This is a genomic window from Nocardioides sp. WG-D5 (genome assembly GCF_054031175.1).
Genome location: NZ_CM132928.1, coordinates 4543250 through 4561230, shown reverse-complemented (window position 1 = coordinate 4561230; position 17981 = coordinate 4543250). Strand labels below are relative to the sequence as shown.

At 70.0% G+C, this 17981-nt stretch carries 14 protein-coding genes; 8 read left to right on the top strand and 6 right to left on the bottom strand.

Features of this window, described 5'->3' with window-relative positions:
• The first annotated feature begins 33 nt into the window (after positions 1 to 33).
• Genes kynB through kynA form a run of 3 tightly spaced genes read left to right on the top strand, consistent with a single transcriptional unit; the run spans position 34 to position 2722 of the window.
• Positions 34 to 672 (top strand): arylformamidase, encoded by a 639-nt coding sequence (kynB, locus tag ACWZJV_RS22070; protein WP_457178699.1) that lies wholly within the window; start codon positions 34 to 36, stop codon positions 670 to 672.
• Entirely contained in the window at positions 669 to 1925 is a 1257-nt protein-coding gene (kynU, locus tag ACWZJV_RS22065) for a kynureninase (RefSeq protein ID WP_457178697.1), read from the top strand. The genes kynB and kynU overlap by 4 nt, the downstream gene beginning before the upstream one ends.
• Complete coding sequence (gene kynA, locus ACWZJV_RS22060) at positions 1922 to 2722, top strand: tryptophan 2,3-dioxygenase (RefSeq protein ID WP_008358719.1); 801 nt, start codon at positions 1922 to 1924, stop codon at positions 2720 to 2722. The genes kynU and kynA overlap by 4 nt, the downstream gene beginning before the upstream one ends.
• A gap of 114 nt (positions 2723 to 2836) precedes the next feature.
• Here kynA and ACWZJV_RS22055 read toward each other — a convergent pair whose 3' ends face one another.
• The 3 genes from ACWZJV_RS22055 to ACWZJV_RS22045 all read right to left on the bottom strand — a co-directional run bounded on the left by ACWZJV_RS22055 (position 2837) and on the right by ACWZJV_RS22045 (position 5637).
• The gene (locus tag ACWZJV_RS22055) at positions 2837 to 3757 is read right to left on the bottom strand and encodes a methylenetetrahydrofolate reductase (RefSeq protein WP_457178695.1); all 921 of its coding nucleotides are present in this window, start codon (positions 3755 to 3757) and stop codon (positions 2837 to 2839) included.
• A gap of 241 nt (positions 3758 to 3998) precedes the next feature.
• The gene (locus ACWZJV_RS22050) at positions 3999 to 4907 is read right to left on the bottom strand and encodes an HpcH/HpaI aldolase/citrate lyase family protein (RefSeq protein ID WP_196875029.1); all 909 of its coding nucleotides are present in this window, start codon (positions 4905 to 4907) and stop codon (positions 3999 to 4001) included.
• A 151-nt stretch (positions 4908 to 5058) separates the two neighbouring features.
• Entirely contained in the window at positions 5059 to 5637 is a 579-nt protein-coding gene (locus ACWZJV_RS22045) for an ArsR/SmtB family transcription factor (protein ID WP_457178693.1), read from the bottom strand.
• An 82-nt stretch (positions 5638 to 5719) separates the two neighbouring features.
• Here ACWZJV_RS22045 and ACWZJV_RS22040 point away from each other — a divergent pair, with 82 nt between their 5' ends.
• The gene (locus tag ACWZJV_RS22040; RefSeq protein ID WP_457178691.1) at positions 5720 to 7018 is read left to right on the top strand and encodes an MFS transporter; all 1299 of its coding nucleotides are present in this window, start codon (positions 5720 to 5722) and stop codon (positions 7016 to 7018) included.
• A 55-nt stretch (positions 7019 to 7073) separates the two neighbouring features.
• Entirely contained in the window at positions 7074 to 9149 is a 2076-nt protein-coding gene (locus tag ACWZJV_RS22035) for an MSCRAMM family protein (RefSeq protein ID WP_457178690.1), read from the top strand.
• On the opposite strand, the gene ACWZJV_RS22030 is transcribed toward ACWZJV_RS22035, so the two are convergent.
• Complete coding sequence (locus ACWZJV_RS22030) at positions 9109 to 13059, bottom strand: NAD-glutamate dehydrogenase (protein ID WP_457178688.1); 3951 nt, start codon at positions 13057 to 13059, stop codon at positions 9109 to 9111. The genes ACWZJV_RS22035 and ACWZJV_RS22030 overlap by 41 nt on opposite strands.
• A 185-nt stretch (positions 13060 to 13244) precedes the next feature.
• On the opposite strand from ACWZJV_RS22030, the gene ACWZJV_RS22025 reads away from it, so the two are divergent.
• From ACWZJV_RS22025 to ACWZJV_RS22015, 3 genes are all read left to right on the top strand, one after another.
• Positions 13245 to 13718 carry a DUF2505 domain-containing protein gene (locus tag ACWZJV_RS22025; protein ID WP_040755283.1) on the top strand — a complete coding sequence of 158 codons (474 nt, stop codon included), beginning with the start codon at positions 13245 to 13247 and terminating at the stop codon, positions 13716 to 13718.
• A 52-nt stretch (positions 13719 to 13770) separates the two neighbouring features.
• Positions 13771 to 14247: a DUF2505 domain-containing protein gene (locus ACWZJV_RS22020; protein ID WP_008358730.1), complete on the top strand. Its 477-nt coding sequence runs from the start codon at positions 13771 to 13773 to the stop codon at positions 14245 to 14247.
• 128 nt (positions 14248 to 14375) lie between these two features.
• Positions 14376 to 15962 (top strand): lysyl oxidase family protein, encoded by a 1587-nt coding sequence (locus ACWZJV_RS22015; protein ID WP_457178685.1) that lies wholly within the window; start codon positions 14376 to 14378, stop codon positions 15960 to 15962.
• 32 nt (positions 15963 to 15994) lie between these two features.
• Here ACWZJV_RS22015 and ACWZJV_RS22010 read toward each other — a convergent pair whose 3' ends face one another.
• Both ACWZJV_RS22010 and ACWZJV_RS22005 read right to left on the bottom strand, forming a co-directional pair.
• Positions 15995 to 16339 carry a DUF6912 family protein gene (locus ACWZJV_RS22010; protein ID WP_008358732.1) on the bottom strand — a complete coding sequence of 115 codons (345 nt, stop codon included), beginning with the start codon at positions 16337 to 16339 and terminating at the stop codon, positions 15995 to 15997.
• Positions 16340 to 16353: 14 nt separating this feature from the next.
• Complete coding sequence (locus tag ACWZJV_RS22005) at positions 16354 to 17808, bottom strand: wax ester/triacylglycerol synthase family O-acyltransferase (RefSeq protein WP_457178683.1); 1455 nt, start codon at positions 17806 to 17808, stop codon at positions 16354 to 16356.
• Positions 17809 to 17981 lie beyond the last annotated feature (173 nt).

The following is a 17981-nucleotide window of genomic DNA, read 5'->3' as shown; positions in this document are numbered from 1 at the left end:
CGACCCCGTCCGAGAGCCGCCTATCCTGGCGCCATGGCGCAGCTCTGGGACATCTCCCCACCGGTCCACGCATCCTCGCCGGTCTTTCCCGGGGACCACGCGACCGAGGTCGGCTGGACCTTCCGGATCGGCCCCGGCTGCCCGGTCAACGTCGCCGAGATCTCGGTGTCGGCGCACGTCGGGGCGCATGCGGACGCGCCGCTGCACTTCACCGACGGCGGCACGCCCGCCGGCGAGATGGCCCTGGAGCCGTTCCTCGGCCCGTGCCGGGTGATCGACGTGTCCGGGGTGCGCCCGCTGGTCACCGTCGATCACGTCGACGTCACCGACCTGCCGCCGCGCGTGCTGTTCCGGACGTACGAGACCCAGCCGACGACCTGGGACGAGTCGTTCTGTGCGCTGGACCCCGCGCTGATCGACCTGCTCGCCTCCCACGGCGTGCGGCTGGTCGGCACCGACGCGGCCAGCCTGGACCCGGCCTCCTCCAAGGATCTGCCGGCCCACTTCGCCACCCACCGTCATGACGTACGCATCCTGGAGAACCTGCTGCTCGACGAGGTGCCCGCGGGCGACTACGAGCTGATCGCACTCCCCCTCAAGCTCACCACCGCCGACGCCGCGCCCGTACGGGCCGTGCTTCGGGCGATCACCACCCAGGAAGGTGCCGAATGAACCGCGACGACGCTGTCGCTCTCGACCAGGCCGACCCGCTGGCCCCGCTCCGGGACCTCTTCGACCTGCCGGAGGGGACGATCTACCTCGACGGCAACTCGCTCGGGGCGCTCCCCCGCGCCACCGCCGGCCGGGTGGCCGAGGTGGTCACCCAGGAGTGGGGCCAGGGGCTGATCGAGTCGTGGAACACCGCGTCCTGGATCACCCTGCCCCAGCGCGTCGGCGACAAGATCGCCCGCATCATCGGCGCAGGTCAGGGCGAGGTCGTGGTCGCCGACTCCACCTCGCTCAACGTCTACAAGGTGCTCGCCTCGGCGCTCTCGATCGCCGCTGCCGACTCCCCCGATCGCCGGATCGTGGTGAGCGAGCGCAGCAACTTCCCGACCGACCTCTACATCGCCTCCTCGCTGTGCCGCGACCGCGGCTACGAGCTGGTGCTGGTCGACTCCCCCTCCGAGATCGAGGGGCTGCTGGACCGGACAGCGGTGCTGATGCTGACCGAGGTCAACTACCGCACCGGCTACCTGCACTCGATGGCCTCGGTGACCGCAGCCGCCCACGAGCACGGCGTGCTCGCGGTCTGGGACCTGTGCCACTCGGCCGGCGCGGTGCCGGTCGACCTTCGTGGGGCCGACGCCGACTTCGCGATCGGCTGCGGCTACAAGTTCCTCAACGGCGGCCCCGGGTCGCCCGCGTTCCTGTGGGTCAACCCGCGCCACGTCGACCGCTTCGAGCAGCCGCTGTCGGGCTGGATGGGTCACGCCGCGCCGTTCGAGATGTCGCCGGGCTACCGGCCGGCCGAGGGAGTCTCGCGCTACCTGTCCGGCACCCCGGCCGTCATCGGCATCTCCGCGCTGGAGTGCGGCGTCGACACGCTGCTCGCCGCCGAGGCGTACGGCGGGATCGAGGGGCTCCGGGAGAAGTCGCTCGCGCTGACCCGGCTCTTCGCCGACCTGGTCGCGTCCCGGCTGCCCGGTTTCACGATCGAGTCGCCGCTGGAGGACGCACAGCGGGGCAGCCAGCTGTCGCTGAGCATCGACGACGACGGGGCGTACGCGATCGTGCAGGCGCTCATCGAGCGCGGAGTGGTCGGCGACTTCCGGGCAGGATCGCCGGACATCCTGCGCTTCGGCGTCACCCCGCTCTACACCCGCTACGTCGACGTGTGGGATGCCGTCGACCACCTGGTCTCGGTGATGGACGACGACGAATGGCGCGACGAGCGCTTCTGGACCCGAGGAGCAGTGACATGAGCAGCACGCAGGACCTTCCGATGGACTACTCCGACTACCTCCATCTGCCGGAGGTGCTCGGCGCGCAGCACCCGCTCTCGGGCGACCACAACGAGATGCTTTTCATCGTGCAGCACCAGGCGATGGAGCTGTGGATGCGGCTGGCGCTGCACGAGCTCACCGAGGCGCAGCGGCTGCTGGCCGAGGATGCGGTGCGCCCGGCCTTCAAGGGGCTGGCCCGGGTCTCGCGGATCATGGAGCAGCTCGTGCACGCCTGGGACGTGCTCTCGACGCTGACCCCGACCGAGTACGACAAGTTCCGCCCCTACCTGGCCACCGGCTCGGGGTTCCAGTCGTGGCAGTACCGCTGCATCGAGTTCGCGCTCGGCAACAAGGCGGCCTACACGCTCCGTGCCCACGAGGGACGGCCGCACGAGCAGGACGTGCTGGCCGCGTACGGTCGGCCCTCGCTCTACGACGAGTCGCTGCGGCTGCTGGCCCGGCGCGGCTTCGACATCCCGGCCGACCATCTCGACCGGGACTGGAAGCAGGAGTACGCCGCCTCCGACGCCGTCGAGGCCGCCTGGGGCGAGGTCTACCGCGACCCCGAGAAGCACTGGGACCTCTACGAGCTCGGCGAGGAGCTCACCGACCTGGAGACCGCCTTCCGGGTCTGGCGGTTCCGGCACGTGACCACCGTCGAGCGGATCATCGGCTTCAAGCCCGGCACCGGCGGGACCTCGGGGGTCTCCTACCTGCGCAAGCAGCTCGACATCATCCTGTTCCCCGAGCTGTGGGCGATGCGTACTGAGCTATAGGCGATCCTCCGGATCGCGAGCGCTTCGCTATAACCCTCGTCTTCCTCCGCTCCGTCGTCGCTGCGCTCCTCCTACGCTGCGTCCAGACGAGGGACGCTCAGCGCTGGCTGTGACTCAGCGCTCGAGCTTGCCGCGGAGCCGTTCGGCGAGACGTACGGAGGCCTCGATCTCGACCTTGCGGATCGAGACGGACTCGATGTTGATGCCGAACGGCACCCCGAGCTGGCGGCAGAAGGACATCAGCTCGATCGCGGTCGCCTCGGCCTGCTCGAGCGAGGCGTCGAGGGTGTCGGTGGCGTGGCGCAGCTCGTTCTCGATCCAGCGCGGGACGTCGACGCCGAGCCAGCGGAGGAACTCCAGGGTCTTCATCGAGCCGCACACGGAGAAGGTGAACACGATCGGCACGGGCTGCAGGCCGCGGGTCTCGCACTCGTAGCGGTAGTCGGAGACGAGGTTCTTGGCGGCGTTGACGTCGTAGACGACCTGGCTCACGAAGTAGGAGCAGCCGGCCTCCTGCTTCGCGATCAGGCGCAGGTGCTCGTCGCCCTTGGCGGTGTGTCGCTCGGGGATCGCGACGGCACCGAGGAGCAGGTCGGGGTTGGCCTCCCTGCGGATCTCCTGAGCGCGGCGCAGGCTGGTGGAGACCCGCTTCTCGCCCGAGGAGGCGCCGACGAAGACCGACAGCGCCCTGGCCGGGTCCTGGGTCTTGACCCAGTCGCGCAGCGTCGACTCGTCGTACTTCCCGGTGGCGCGGTAGACGACGGCCGGTACGTCGAGACCGGCGAGGTTGCGCTCGAGGAACTCGGCGGGGTCGAGGGTGCGTACGAACGGGAACGGCCGCTCCTCGGGGTTGCGGTCGGACTCGTCGTCGATGTCGTAGAGGATCAGCCCGTCGACATCGAGCGGCCGGATCCGCTCGAGCGTGACCTCCGCGATCTGCTGCACCCTCTCGGGGTCCGTCGTCACCCTCGGCGGGGTGACGGCGAAAAGCAGAATCTCACCGGCCCGGTCACTGATGCGCTGCTGCAGATCCACGACATCAACGCTAGCCGAGCCCAGCCCACTCGGCGCATCTGTCCCACCCCCGTGCGCCGAGTCGGCGCAACTGCCCCGCAGATACATGCTCAGTCGGCGCGTCTGTCCCGAATTCCGAAGCCGAGTCGGCGCAACTGCCCCAACCGCATGGGACAGATGCGCCGACTCGGCACTGGTTCGTGGGACATCAGCGCCGACTCGGCATGGATGTCTGGGGCAGACGGGCCGAGTCGGCCGGAGGTCAGTAGACGCTCGGGCCGGAGACCGGGGCGTCGTACGTCTCGGTGTCGGGCTTGATCTTGAACAGCTCGGCACGACGCTTGATCGTCTCGGCACGAGCCAGGCGGGGCTTGTCGCTGCCGTCGCGGATCACGCGGCCGCCCTCCTCGAACTTGTGGAGGAACTCGTAGGCCCAGGTCACGTCGGACGGGGACGGGCTGAACGACTCGTTGATCACCGCGGGCTGCTCGAGATCGAGGCAGAGCTTGCCGGTCATGCCCATCGCGACGCCGTCGGCACCCTGCTCACGGAGCAGCGGGTGGCTGCTGCCGACCGTCGGGCCGTCGATCGGGCCCGGAAGGTTGCCGATCCGCGAGGCGAGGACGAGCTTGGTCCGCGGGTAGGCCATGGCGAGGGGGTCGTTCTCCGCACCGGTGTCGCGGCGGTAGTCGCCGGAGCCGAACGCGAGCCGGTAGGCGCCGCGGGCGCGCGCGATCGTCGCGGCGTCCTCGATCCCCAGCGCCGACTCGAGCAGCGGGATCACCGGGGTCGATCCGCCGAGCCGCTGGAAGGTGTCGGTCACCTGGTCGGGCGACTCGGTCTTCGCGAGCATCACCCCGGCGAGCGTCTCGATCCCGGCCAGCGCGGCGAGGTCCTCGCTCCAGTCCTCGGTGGTCCAGTCGTTGATGCGTACCCAGGCGCGGCCGCCGCCCTTCAGCCAGCTGGTCACGTTCTCGCGGGCCTGCGCCTTGAGCGAGGTGTCGATCGCGTCCTCCATGTCGAGGATGATCTGGTCGGCGCGGCTCAGCTGTGCGTCGTCGAAGATCTCGGTACGCATCGCGGAGACCAGCAGCCAGGACCTGGCGTTGTGACCCTCGACTCGGTTGGCTTCGCGCACCTCGCGCTTCTCGGCGATCTGGGTTGTGCTCATCGTTCGCGTATCTCCCTACTGGCGTCCTGGGCTGGGCGCGTTTTGGACGGTAAACCAACGCGCAGGTGACTCGCGAGTAGGAAGGCTGCGGGCAGAGGTGGTTGAGACGTAACCCACATCAGGACCAGATCAGGGCGAGATCACGACCAGATCAGGCCGGGTCCCCGTCCTCGCCGGCGAGGTCCGGCATCGGCTGGATGAGCTGATAGACGGAGTAGAGGTCCAGCTCGTCGTCGGACCGGCGACCGGCCTCGCGATAGCGGGCGACGACCTCGTTCAGCTCTTGCTGGAGCCGCACGGCGTCGTCCTCGGAGAGCCGCAGGGAGGTCTCGGAGACGATGCGCTTGGCCGGGTCGTCCTCGTCCGCGGAGATCTGGAAGGCCTGGTCGACCAGGTGGTGGCCCCATGCCACGGAGTTGCGCTGGAACACGGTGTAGGCGGCATCGCCCCCGGGCTGCTCGACGATCTGTCTGGGGTTGAGCGTGATGTCGTCGTCGACGAGTCGCCAGACGCGGTCACGCTTGTCGCGGCCGGCGTCGGGAGCGACCTCGACCAGGCCGTACTTCGCGAGCTGTCGCAGGTGGAAGCTCGCCTGGTTGGCCGGGATGCCGGTGCGCTTCGCGATGTCGACGGCGCGGAGGGAACCTGCCGCGGACAGCTCGTGCAGCACCCGGTTGCGCGTCGGATGGGCGATCGCGCGCAGGATCCGCGGGTCGTCGTAGGTGGCCATGGCGCCACCCTAGCCGAATCTCGCACCATTTAGTGCGCAAGGACTATTGCGCAATATATGTTGCGCAATCTACGGTGCGGATATGCCCTCCTATCGCGCTCTCGCCCGCAACCACGACTTCACCGCTCTATGGGTCGGCGCCACCGTCGCCGAGCTCGGGACCCGGGTGAGCATCTTCGCGATGCCGCTGGTCGCCTACGCCATGACCGGATCCGCGTTCTGGGCGGCCACCGCCGAGGCGGCCCACCTCGTCGGCATGGTCGGCATGCTGCTCCCCGCAGGGGTGATCGCCGACCGCCACCACCGGCTGCGGATCATGCGGCTCGCCCACGGCTCGGGAGCGGTGCTGTACGCCTCCCTCGCCATCGCCGGCCTGCTCGGCTCGCTCACCCTCCCCCACCTGCTTCTCGTCGCCCTGCTCACCGGAGCGCTCAACGGGCTCTTCCTGCCCGCCGAGAACTCGGCGATCAGGTCGGTGGTCGCGCCCGATCAGCTGCCCACGGCGTTCTCCCAGCAGCAGGCCCGCCAGCACATCGCCGGACTGCTCGGCGGGCCGCTGGGCGGCGTACTCCTCGGTGTCTCCCGATGGGCGCCCTTCGCCGGGAACGCCATCGCGTACGCAGCGGGCTGGCTGCTGCTCGCACGCGTCCGCGCCGACCTCTCGGCGCCACCGGCGGCGGCACGGGAGGCCAAGAAGCCCCTGGCCGACCTGACCGCGGGACTGGGCTACAGCTGGCGGCAGCCGTTCCTGCGTACGCTGCTCCTCTTCAGTCCTGCCATCAACCTCGCCGTCAACGCGCTCTTCTTCCTGGCCCTGCTGCGGCTGGTCGAAGCGGGCTTCCCGGCGTGGCAGATCGGGCTGGCCGAGGCGGCCATCGGCGCCTGCGGGATCCTCGGCGCCCTCGCCGTGCCCTGGCTGATCGACCGGCTGCCGACCGGATGGCTGACGATCCTCGTCGCCTGGAGCTTCGTGCCGCTCTCGATCCCGCTGGCGTTCTGGACGCACCCCGCGGTCATGGCTCTGGCCGCCTCGGTCGGTCTCTTCCTGAACCCCGCGGGCAACGCCGGCATCGCCGCCTACCGGATGGCGACCACGCCGCAGGAGCTGATCGGGAGGGTGCAGGCCGCCGCACAGTTCGTCTCGATGCTCTCGATCCCGCTCGCACCGGCACTGGCCGAGGCGCTGCTCGCCGGAGTCGACGGCGCCGTGGCCGTCCTGATGGTCGCCGCGCTGACCGCCGCAGCGGCCCTCATCCCGACCCTGGCGCGGTCGGTCCGGTCGATCCCGCGCCCCGCGGAATGGCAGTCCGCGACCTCGAACGACGCCAACCTCCGCCACACGCGTGATTCAGAGCGCAAATCTCGGCTCCCGCTCGGATAGCCTTCCTAAGTCCCCCAACGCAACATTTGCTCCTCGGAAGCAAAGGAACCCCTCCATGTTCAACCGGGCCTGCCTGGCGTTGGCACTATTGGCCGGAGTGTTCGTCACGGTGCTGTCGCCGGCACCGGCCCACGCGATGACCGACTCGTGGGCCGAGTGGGCGCCCATCTCCGGGACGTCGAACGACTACTCCACGACGATGACCCAGCGGTCGGCAGGTTTCCCGGCGGCACAGATGGCGAGCGACTCCCGCGCCAACGTCGCCCTTCCCAGCGGCGCGTCCACCTTCCTCGACGCCGGCACGCCTCCGGGCGCCAAGTACGGCTCGAGCCGCGGGTCCGCCTACATCAACCTGCGCCCGAAGGCCGACACCCCGAGCGGGGCCTCGACCACGACGTACACCTTCGCCAACCCCACCCCCGACACCGGCTGGGCGTTCGTGCTCGGTGACATCGACTCCGACCAGGTCCAGATCCGGGCGACCGACGAGAACGGCGAGGACGTCCCGGCCGCGGCGATCTCCGCATGGTTCCAGGGCCCGTTCAACTACGCCGGCGGCACCGACCAGCCGACCTGGAACCCGGCCACCTCGACGCTGACCGGCAACCCGACCGCCACCGACACCAACGGAGCCAGCGGCTGGTACGAGCCCGACATCCGGCTCACCAGCCTGACCTTCGTCTTCACCCGCCGTGCCGGTTTCCCGGTCTACCAGACCTGGTTCGTGAGCAGGGCGCGCCCGATCGGCGGCACTGTCACCGACGTGTCGACCTCAGGATCGTGCCCGGTCGAGGACTCGGTACTCACCCTGGTCTCGCCCTACGGCGAGACGCTGGCCACCACGAGCCCCGCCGCCGACGGCACCTACTCCTTCGGCGAGTTCGCCACCCAGGACGGCTACACCGTCCGGCTGAGCCGGCCCGAGGGGTGTGTGACCGTCGGAGCGACCGAGGCGACCGTCAGCAACCGCGGCAACGACGGCGACCCCGCCTCACGAGCCGACTTCGACGTACGCCAAGTGATCCCGCAGCCGATCAGCGGCACCGTACGCAACGACGCCGGTGCCCCGGTCCCCGGCGCGACCGTGACCCTCACCCGTCCCGACGGCACCACCGCGACCACGACCACCGGCACCGACGGCAGCTACCTCTTCGACGACAACGAAGCCGGCACGGGCTACTCGGTGACGCTCACCGTCCCCGCCGGCTACACCGCGGGCCCCGACGGGACGACCCGCTCCGACATCACCGTCGACGACACCCCGATCACCGACCAGGACTTCGTGGTCGACCAGCTGGCCAGCGTCTCGGGCACCGTGACCGGTGGCGGCAGCGGGCTCGGCGGCGTCCAGGTTCGCCTGGTGCCCGCCGGCGGCGGCGACCCGATCACCACCGTCACCGACGGCGACGGCAACTACACGCTCGACGGGGTGCCGCCGGGCGACTACACCGCGGAGATCGACGCGCCCGAGGGCTACTCGGGTGCCACCACGCGACCCGTCACGGTCGCCTCGACCGACGTGACCGGGGTCGACTTCGACCTCACCCGCCCCGGATCGATCGCCGGGCGGGTCACCGACGCCTCGAGCGGCGACCCGGTCGCCGGTGTCACCGTCACCGTCGACGGTCCCGACGGCCCGGTCGAGGTCACGACCGACGACGCGGGTGGCTACATCGTCGAGGACCTTCCGCCGGGCGACTACACGATCAGCGTCACCGCGCCCGACGGGATGCGTGTCGTGGGCGAGGCCTCGCGCACGGTCACGATCACCTCCGCCGGGGAGATCCACGGCGGGCAGGACTTCCGGGTCGACGAGGTCGCCTCGCCGAGCCCGACACCGGACCCGACCCCGACACCGGACCCGACGCCCACGCCGGACCCGACACCCGAGCCGACCCCGACACCGGACCCGACCCCGGCGCAGGAGCCGACCGACGTCCCGACCCCGGGCGGAGATGAGAATCCGCCGACGGCCCCGAACCCGGGACCGCCGACGGAGACCTCACCTCAGAGCTCGTTGCCCGACACCGGCGGCCCGTCGTGGATCTTCGCCGCGCTCGGCGTCTCCCTCGTGCTCGCCGGCACCGTGCTCACCGTGACGGCCCGTCTACGCACCCGAAGGCACGGTTGACCTCTTCGTTGACCGCCGAGGTCGCCCAGATCTCCCACCGCAGCGGGTGATCCACGATGGCCTCGGGGAACCGCTCGCGGATCGGGGTCGGGAAGTAGGCCACCAGGCGCTGGGTCATCTCCTCGTCCTCGGCCGGGTCGGGCAGACCCTCGGCGACCAGCTCACGCCGGCGCTCGATCTTGGTCCAGGCGAGGACGACGGCCAGCTCGGGGGCGGTGAGCCCCTCCCCCGCCTCCAGGCGGCGTGCGACCTCGGTCGACGACGGCAGACCCTCGACGTCGCGGTCGAGCACGCCCTCGGTGACCCACTCCGCGATCTGGCGCTCGTGAGCCTTCAGAAGCTGCGGCGCCGAGGCGATCGCACGGGTCAGGGTGACGTTGTGGGCCTCGTTGTCGGCCAGGACCAGCGCGGCGACCTCGTCGGTCATCTCCTCGAGGAGCTCGTCTCGCGCAGCCAGCGTGAGCGAGCCCGCACGTACCTCTCGGTCGAGCAGGATCTTGAGGTTGACCTCGTGGTCGGAGGTGTCGACACCGGCGGAGTTGTCGATCGCGTCGGTGTTGATCAGTCCGCCCTTGCGAGCGAACTCGACCCGGCCGGCCTGGGTGATGCCCAGGTTGCCGCCCTCACCGACCACCCGCACCCGCAGCTCGGCGGCGTCCACCCGGACACCGTCGTTGGCGTGGTCACCCGCATCGGCGTCGGTCTCGCTGGACGCCTTGACGTACGTCCCGATCCCGCCGTTCCACAGCAGGTCGACCGGCGCCCGCAGGATCGCGCTGATCAGCTCCTGCGGAGTGAGCCGCTTGACGTCGGTCGGCAGGCCGAGCGCCGTACGCACCTCGGGGCTGATCGGCACCCACTTCAGCTGCCGCGACCACACGCCGCCACCCGCCGAGATCAGCGAGGTGTCGTAGGACTCCCAGGTCGACCGGGGCGTCTCGAAGAGCCGCTTCCGCTCCTGGAAGCCCGTCGCCGCGTCGGGCGTCGGGTCGATGAAGATGTGCCGGTGGTCGAAGGCGGCCACCAGCCGGATGCGGTCCGAGCGCAGCATGCCGTTGCCGAAGACGTCGCCGGACATGTCCCCGACGCCGACCGCGGTGATCTCGTCGACCTGCGGGTCGATGCCGAGCCGCTTGAAGTGGTGCTGCACCGAGACCCAGGCACCCCGCGAGGTGATGCCCATCGCCTTGTGGTCGTAGCCCGCCGAGCCCCCGGAGGCGAACGCGTCGCCGAGCCAGAAGTCGTACTCCGCCGCGACCGAGTTGGCCAGGTCGGAGAACGTGGCGGTGCCCTTGTCGGCCGCGACGACCAGGTAGGAGTCGTCGGCGTCGTGGCGGACCACGTCGGCCGGCGGCACGATCTCGCCGTCCACCCGGTTGTCGGTGACGTCGAGGAGACCACGCAGGAACGTGACGTAGGCGTCGGGACCGGCCACGCCCTTGGGGACGAAGCCACCCTTCGCGCCACCCGGCACGATCACGGTGTTCTTGACCTGCTGCGCCTTCGCCAGCCCCAGCACCTCGGTGCGGAAGTCGTCGCGCCGGTCGCTCCACCGCAGCCCACCACGGGCCACCGCGTCGAAGCGCAGGTGCACGCCCTCGACGTCGGGTGAGTAGACGAAGATCTCGTACGCAGGCCGCGGCAGCGGCAGGTCGGGCAGCTGCTGCGGGTCGAACTTGAACGAGAGGTAGTCCCGCCCGCGGTAGTAGTTGGTGCGCGTCGTCGCCAGGATCGCGGCGACGTAGCTGCGCAGGATCCGGTCCTGGTCCAGGCTGGCCACGTCGTCGAGAGCCTCGATGATCGCCTCGGCCCGCTTGGTCTCGTCACGCGCGGTGAGCGAGGGGTCGAAACGCGTCTCGAACAGCTCCACGATCTGCCGGGCGATGCCCGGGTTGGTGCACAGCGCGTTGCCGATCGAGAAGAACGAGCTCGGGGTGCCGGTCTGGCGCAGGTAGCGGGCGTACGCACGCAGCATCGTGACCTGGCCGTGGTCGAGCCCCGCCAGGACGAGCGCGTTCAGCCCGTCGATCTCGCTTCGCCCGGACCAGGCCTGGTGCAGCGCTGCGACCAGCTGGGTGGGCGTGCCGGCCGGGGTGCCGGAGTAGGCGAGGCCGAAGTCGTAGATGAACCACTCCTCCGAACCGGACGTGCCGACGCCCTCCAGGTCGTAGGGCCGCTCGTCGGTGACCTCGAAGCCGAAGGAGGACAGGATCGGCAGCATCAGCGACAGCGAGAGCGGGCCGCCGGTGCGGTAGATCTTGATCCGGAATCCGCCGGGGCTCTCCGGGTCCTTGTAGAAGGAGAAGTCGACCGCCTCGCCCTGGTGCGAGAGCAGCTCCAGGCGCGTCAGGTCGGCGGCGCCGGTGTCGGCGTCGAAGTCCTCCTTGTAGGCCTCCGGGAAGGCGTCGAGCACGTGCGAGAGCCGGGCCGCGCCGTCCTCGCCGGCATGGGCGATGACCGCGCTGACGAGGTCGTCGCGCCAGCTCCGGGCGGCCTTGCGCAGCCGCGACTCCAGGCTGTCGATCAGCCCCGGGGTGTCCAGGGCCTTGCCCAGCGACTCGGTGGTGCCGTGCACCACGAAGTGCACCCGGGCCGTGGTCGACTCGCTGATGCGTACGGTGAACTCCAGGTCGGTGCCGCCGAGGGCTTCGAGGAGCACCTTCGAGAACCGCTCGCGGACCGTCGTGTTGTAGCGGTCACGCGGCAGCGAGACGAGCACCGAGACATAGCGTCCGTACGTGTCGGGTCTGACGGCCACCCGCAGGATGCGACGCTCGATCGCTCCCAGCGCGGCCTCGGCGAGGTCCATCAGCTCCTCGGTGGAGGCGTGGAAGAGCTCCTCGCGCGGGTAGGACTCCATCGCGTCGAGCATGGCCTTGCCGGTGTGGCTGCGGCGGTCGTAGCCGGTGTGGTCGAGGACCGCGGCGACCTTGCCGCGGACGACCGGTATCCGGGTCACCGACTCCCGGGCCGCCTTGGTGGTGAACAGGCCGAGGAAACGGTGCTCGCCGACCACCTCGCCGGCGCCGTTGAAGATCTTGATGCCGACGTGGTCGAGGTAGGCGGGCTCCCCGACGGTCGAGCGGGAGTTGGCCTTCGCCAGGACGAGCATGACCTTGTCCCGGGCATGGGCGGCGACCTTCGGCGGCATCTTGCCGTGGTCGGGGGCCTGCGGCGGGTCGGCACGCAGGATGCCGAGGCCGGTGCCGGAGCGGCCGCGCAGGTAGTCGCCGTCGAGGCGGTACTCCCGGTAGCCGGTCAGCAGGAAGTGGTCCTCGGCCAGCCAGGCCAGCAGCTCGGCGGCCTCGGCGGCCTCCTCGCGCGGCACGCTGTTGGGCGGGGTGTAGCGCAGGCCGGCCGCGATCTCCGCCAGCCGGCGGTGCAGCCGCGGCTCGTCCTCGACGACCTCGCGTACGTCCTCGAGGATGCCCTCCAGACCCGCGACGATCTCCTTGGCGGCGTCGGGGGCGAGGCGGTCGATCTCGATGTGCATCCAGGACTCGCGGATGTCTCCTTCGTTCACCCCCTCGAGCGCACCGGTCACGTCACGGGCGACGTCGATGACGGGGTGGACGACGAGATGGACGTCGAGGCCACGACGGTAGAGCTCGGTCTTGACCGAGTCCACGAGGTAGGGCATGTCGTCGACGACGATCTCGACGACGCTGCGGCCTCCGGCGGACCAACCGTCTGCGGCGGTGGTCGGGGTGAGGATGCGCACGGCGGCGGTGCCCTGGGGGCGTTTCGCTGCCAGCGCCAGATGCGATCCCACCGCGCCGGCGAGATCAGCCTCGCTGCGGCCGGTGAGCTCCTCGGGGGCTACGTGGCGGAAATAGGTGGTGCTCGGCAGTCGGTTCTGCAGGACGTTCTGCGAAGCTTGGACAGGTTTGATATGCGTCTCCGTTGACACACCTCTCACGGTATCCCGGCATCACTCCGGATAGGCCGCCGCGTCCAAAGGAATCGCCGATGTGAGTCATAGGCCGATGGCCCGGTCGCCGGCGCCGCGGTAAAGAGCATACCCGGAGAATGTGTCGGTTCTCTCGGTCCCTTCACTGATGACTCTGGCCCGCGTAGGCGTCATGATGTGTGGTCATGAGCAAAAAGCTGTCGGTGGACCTGGCCTACGACGCCCCGATCGCAGCCGTCTCCCGGATGCTCGCCGACGCGACGTTCCGCGAGCAGGTCTGCGACGCGCAGCACGCGCTGTCCAAGAGCGTGGCGATCACCGGGTCGACGGTGAGCATCCGCTACGAGCAGGCGGTCAGCGGCGTGCCCGGGTTCGCGAAGAAGTTCGTGGGCGAGACCATCGAGGTGCACCAGGACGAGATCTGGTCCTCCGACTTCGCCTCCGGCGACCTCAAGCTCACCCTGCCCGGCAAGCCCGGCTCGCTGTCCGGCACCGCCCGCCTGGCCGAGAACGGCACAGGGACCGTCGAGACCGTCACCTTGACCGCTACCGTGAATGTGCCCCTGGTCAGCGGAAAGCTGGAGGACCTCATCCTCTCGATCTTCAAGAAGGCGCTCGAGAAGGAGCATGAGGTGGGCACCCGCTGGCTCGCCGGCTGAGCCACCTCATCCCCCGTCCCAACCCGCAGAAGAGCCTCAAAGGATTTCGGCAATGACGACGACCCTTCAGCACGAGCTCGTCTACGACGCTCGCATGGGCGAGGTGTCCGCGATGCTCGCCGACCCGGGCTTCCGGGAGCAGGTCGCCGACGCCCAGGGCGCGCTCCGTCGCCGGGTGACCATCGGCGGCGCGCCGCGGGAGGTCCGCATCGACCGCGTGCAGTCCACCGTCGGCGTACCGTCGTTCGCGAAGCGCATCGTCACCGGCGACCTGACCGTCCACCAGAACGAGGTCTGGTCCTCCGACACCGTGGCGGTCGTCGACATCACCGTCCCCGGCGGCCTGGCCACCCTGCGCGGCAACATCTCCCTGTCGGAGTCCGACGGGCGCACCACCGAGAGCGTGCGGCTGAACATCAAGGTGCCGGTGCCCCTGGTCGGGGCCAAGCTCGAGGCGTACGTCGAGGAGCTGATGCTCAAGGCCTTCGACCTCGAGCAGGCCGTCGGCGCGGCGTATCTCTCCCGCTGAAATTTTGTCACCGATCTGGTGCAACCGAACTGAAAAGCCAACCGTCCCCATAGGTGCTCGGCAATAGATTGCCGGGGTTCAGGTCTCGGATCAGGAGGGATTCGGGCCACTCATGAGGGGGCATCTCGATGGTAAAACCTCGTACGCGCACGCGGCAGCTGGTCTCGGCCGGCATCGGGCTGGTGGCAGCCGCACTCGTCCTCACCACGACGGTGACGGCGAACTCGGGACCCGCGAGCGGTGCTACCGGCAAGGGAACGCTGAAGCTCGTCGCCGCCGCCGACACCGTCCAGGTGGAGGCTTGGGAAGGGACGGCGTACTTCCAGCCGTCGGTCTGGCTGGCCGCCTATGACGCTGCCTTCGAGTTCCGTGCGAGCCACGCTGCCTACGACGAGCCGGTCAAGCTGACCAAGACCGTCATCCGGGGCAAGAAACGCACCACCACGACCGCGCCGGCCTCGATCGTCGACGGGATGAAGGGCTTCAAAGACGGCCTGCGGGTCACGCTGAAGAACAAGTCCGGCAAGGTCGTCCTCGACGACACCCGGCCGCTGTGCCCCGGTGGCTACGACCGGCAGCGGGTGCAGACCGACGGCGCCACCGGTCCGGTCTACCCCGAGTTCTGCGGCGGCAACTGGTTCACCAAGGGCGTCCTCTACGGGATCGAGCGGGGCATGGCGGTCCCGGCCGTCTCCGACCTCGAGTTCGAGACCAAGGGCGAGACCCGGCTCACCATGACGATGAGCGTCAGCAAGGCGGTCGCCGACTTCCTCGGTCTGCCGAACGCCAGCCGCACCGCTAAGCAGGACCTGGTCATCGTCGACGGATGCGCCGAGGGTGGCTGCGAGACCGAGGGCGAGGGCGAGATGGGCATCATGGCGGCCCACGGCGCCGATGACGACCAGGGCGCTCGCACCGTGGTGCCGCGAGAGACGCTGGAGGGCGGCGAGAACGGCCGCGGCCGGCTCCCGCTGGGCGGCGCTCTCGGCATCATCAAGCCGGGCAAGCCCAAGAAGGACACCCTGCCCGACCTGGTCTCGCTGCCCGCATGGCAGATCTCGACCGAGGTCGACGAGGGCGGCACCGACCGCCTCAACTTCGCCGCCAACGAGTGGAACGCCGGCCCCGCGCCGATGGTCGTGGAGGGCTTCCGCCGTGGCACCTCGGCGGTGATGGACGCCTACCAGATGTTCTACCGCGACGGTAAGCAGGTCGGGGTGAAGCGCACCGGCACGATGGAGTTCCACGAGGCGCCCGAGCACAACCACTGGCACTTCCTCGACTTCGCCAAGTACGAGCTGGTCGACGCCAAGGACAAGGTCGTCTCCACGAGCGGCAAGCAGTCCTGGTGCCTCGCGCCGACCGACCCGGTGGACCTGACCGTGCCGGGCGCGACGCTGCGGCCCAGCCAGACCGGCCTGCAGTCGGCCTGTGGCGAGAAGTCCGCGCTCTGGCTCCGGGAGACCATGCCGACGGGCTGGGGCGACACCTACAACCAGGCCCAGACCCAGGCCTTCGACCTGAGCAAGGTCAAGAACGGCACCTACCGGATCAAGGTCACCGTCAACCCCGACGGCAACCTCTACGAGCGGACGCGGTCGAACAACGTCAGCTACCGCACCATCACCATCGGCGGCAAGGCCGGTGCCCGCACCGTCAAGGTCCCGCCCTACCAGGGCGTCGACACCGAGACGTGGTGGGGCGAGGAGGAGTGATTCCGGCCTGAGACCGCGCCGCCGGCGTCGATCTACCCGATGAGCTGAGGGATCTCCTGGGTCGCGAACCAGCCCAGGTCCTCGTCGGGATCGGCGTCGGCGGGCCGGTCGGCCAGGTCGGCGTGGACGGCGGCGACGAGCTTCAACGGCACCACCTGGTCGCCCAGGGCGGCGGGCGCGTCCACGACGACCACGACCCGGCGGCCGGGACCGGCCAGGAGCGCCGCCGAGTCGTCGGCGGCGCTCATCAGGGCTGCGTACTCGGCCTCTTCGCTGTCGTCGGGGGCGGCGTAGCCGTCGGCGGTGCCGGGCAGCTCGCCCTTGGCGTACCAGTCAGCGAGCAGCGCGAGCGTGGCGGGTACGTAGATGCGGGTCACGGTGGGATTGTGCCTCACTCGCCGGAGTTCTTGACCACGCGCAGGCCCCGAGGCGCGCGGAAGCGGCGGCCGGATGCGGTGTCGAGCAGCTCGTCGAGGGCCTCGCTGATGCACTGTCCGACCAGCGACGCGTCGGGCACCAGGTCACGGTCGGCGGTGATCGCGAAGAAGACCTGGCCGTCGTAGGAGGTCACCCCGATCGCGAGGGTGTGGCCCTCGGTCAGCGGGTGGATCGGATAGGAGGCCACCAGCCGCGAGCCGGCCGCGTAGCGGGCCTCCTGCGGACCGGGCACGTTGCACACCGAGAGCAGGTAGTCATGCTCGCTCTCGGCGGCCACCCGGGAGCCGACCACGTGGAAGGTCGCCGGGGCGAAGCCGCTGATCCCCGCCAGCCGCTGCGCGCTGACCGTGCGGGCGTTCGCCTTGTGCTGCTCGAAGGAGTAGGACACCTGGTGGAGGCGGACCACCGGCGACGGCTCCGCGACCGGCAGCACCACGAAGTGGGGCGCGACCGCCGAGCCGAGCTGCGTCGGGTCGAGCTCCTCGTCGATCACCGAGACCGGCACCAGCGCCGGCACCTGGCGTACGCCGGCCAGCGACTGCTGCCGGGTCATCAGCCACGCGCGCAGACCGCCGGTGACGGCAGCGAGGATCACGTCGTTGACGGTGCCGCCGTGGGTGTCCCGGATGCGGCGGAAGTCGGCCAGGTCGGCCTGCAGCGTGACCACCAGCCGCTGCTGGGAGAGCGCGCCGCTGAGCGGTGTCGGCCGCTCCGGAGTCCGGCCGGTGAGCGCCCGGGCGATCCCGTTGCCCGCGGTCTGGAGATCCTTGGCGACGCTGGTGACCCGCCCCAGGGCGACGCCGCCCAGGCTGCGTGCGGTGCCGGTCAGCCCGCTGACCGAGGTGACCGCGTCGAAGACCGCACCCGCGACCAGACGGGCACTCGACTGCGGCTCCGGCGGCTCCCACAGGTCGGGCACGATCGGCCCGACCTCGGGCTTGTCGTCGAGCAGCAGCTGGACCAGGTCGACCGTCTCGGCACCGTCCACCAGCGCCTGGTGGGTCTTGGTGATCAGTGCGACCCGGTCGCCGGCCAGCCCCTCGATGACGTAGAGCTCCCACAGCGGCCGGGAGCGGTCCAGGGGCCGGGAGACGATCCGGCCGGCCAGGTCGAGGAGCTGGTCCATCGAGCCCGGGCGGGGCAGTGCGGAGCGGCGTACGTGGTAGGTGAGGTCGAACCGGTCGTCGTCCGCCCAGACCGGGTAGGCGATGCGACCGGGCACCACCCGGACCCGTTGGCGGTAGCGGGGCACGAAGGACAGCCGGTCCTCGACGTGCTCGAGGAACGCGCCGTAGTCGAAGCCCTCGGACCGGGGCTGGATCAGCTCGATGCTCGCCACCTGGTGCGGTACCGCCAGCGTCTCCCCGTCCAGGAACGCCACCTCACGTGGCCGAAGTCGGTCGCTCATGCTGCCACCTCCGTAGCGCAGGCGCCAGGGTAGGGACGCGGCAGCATGTTGGTCCCGTGATTCGCTCGCGGACGCTCGCTCATACCCTCTCAGCCCCCTCTTTGGTTCATGTGCGATTGTGGCAGAAGCCAGCTTGAACTTAGCCCACGAAACGGGGGAGCAATGCGCCTCAC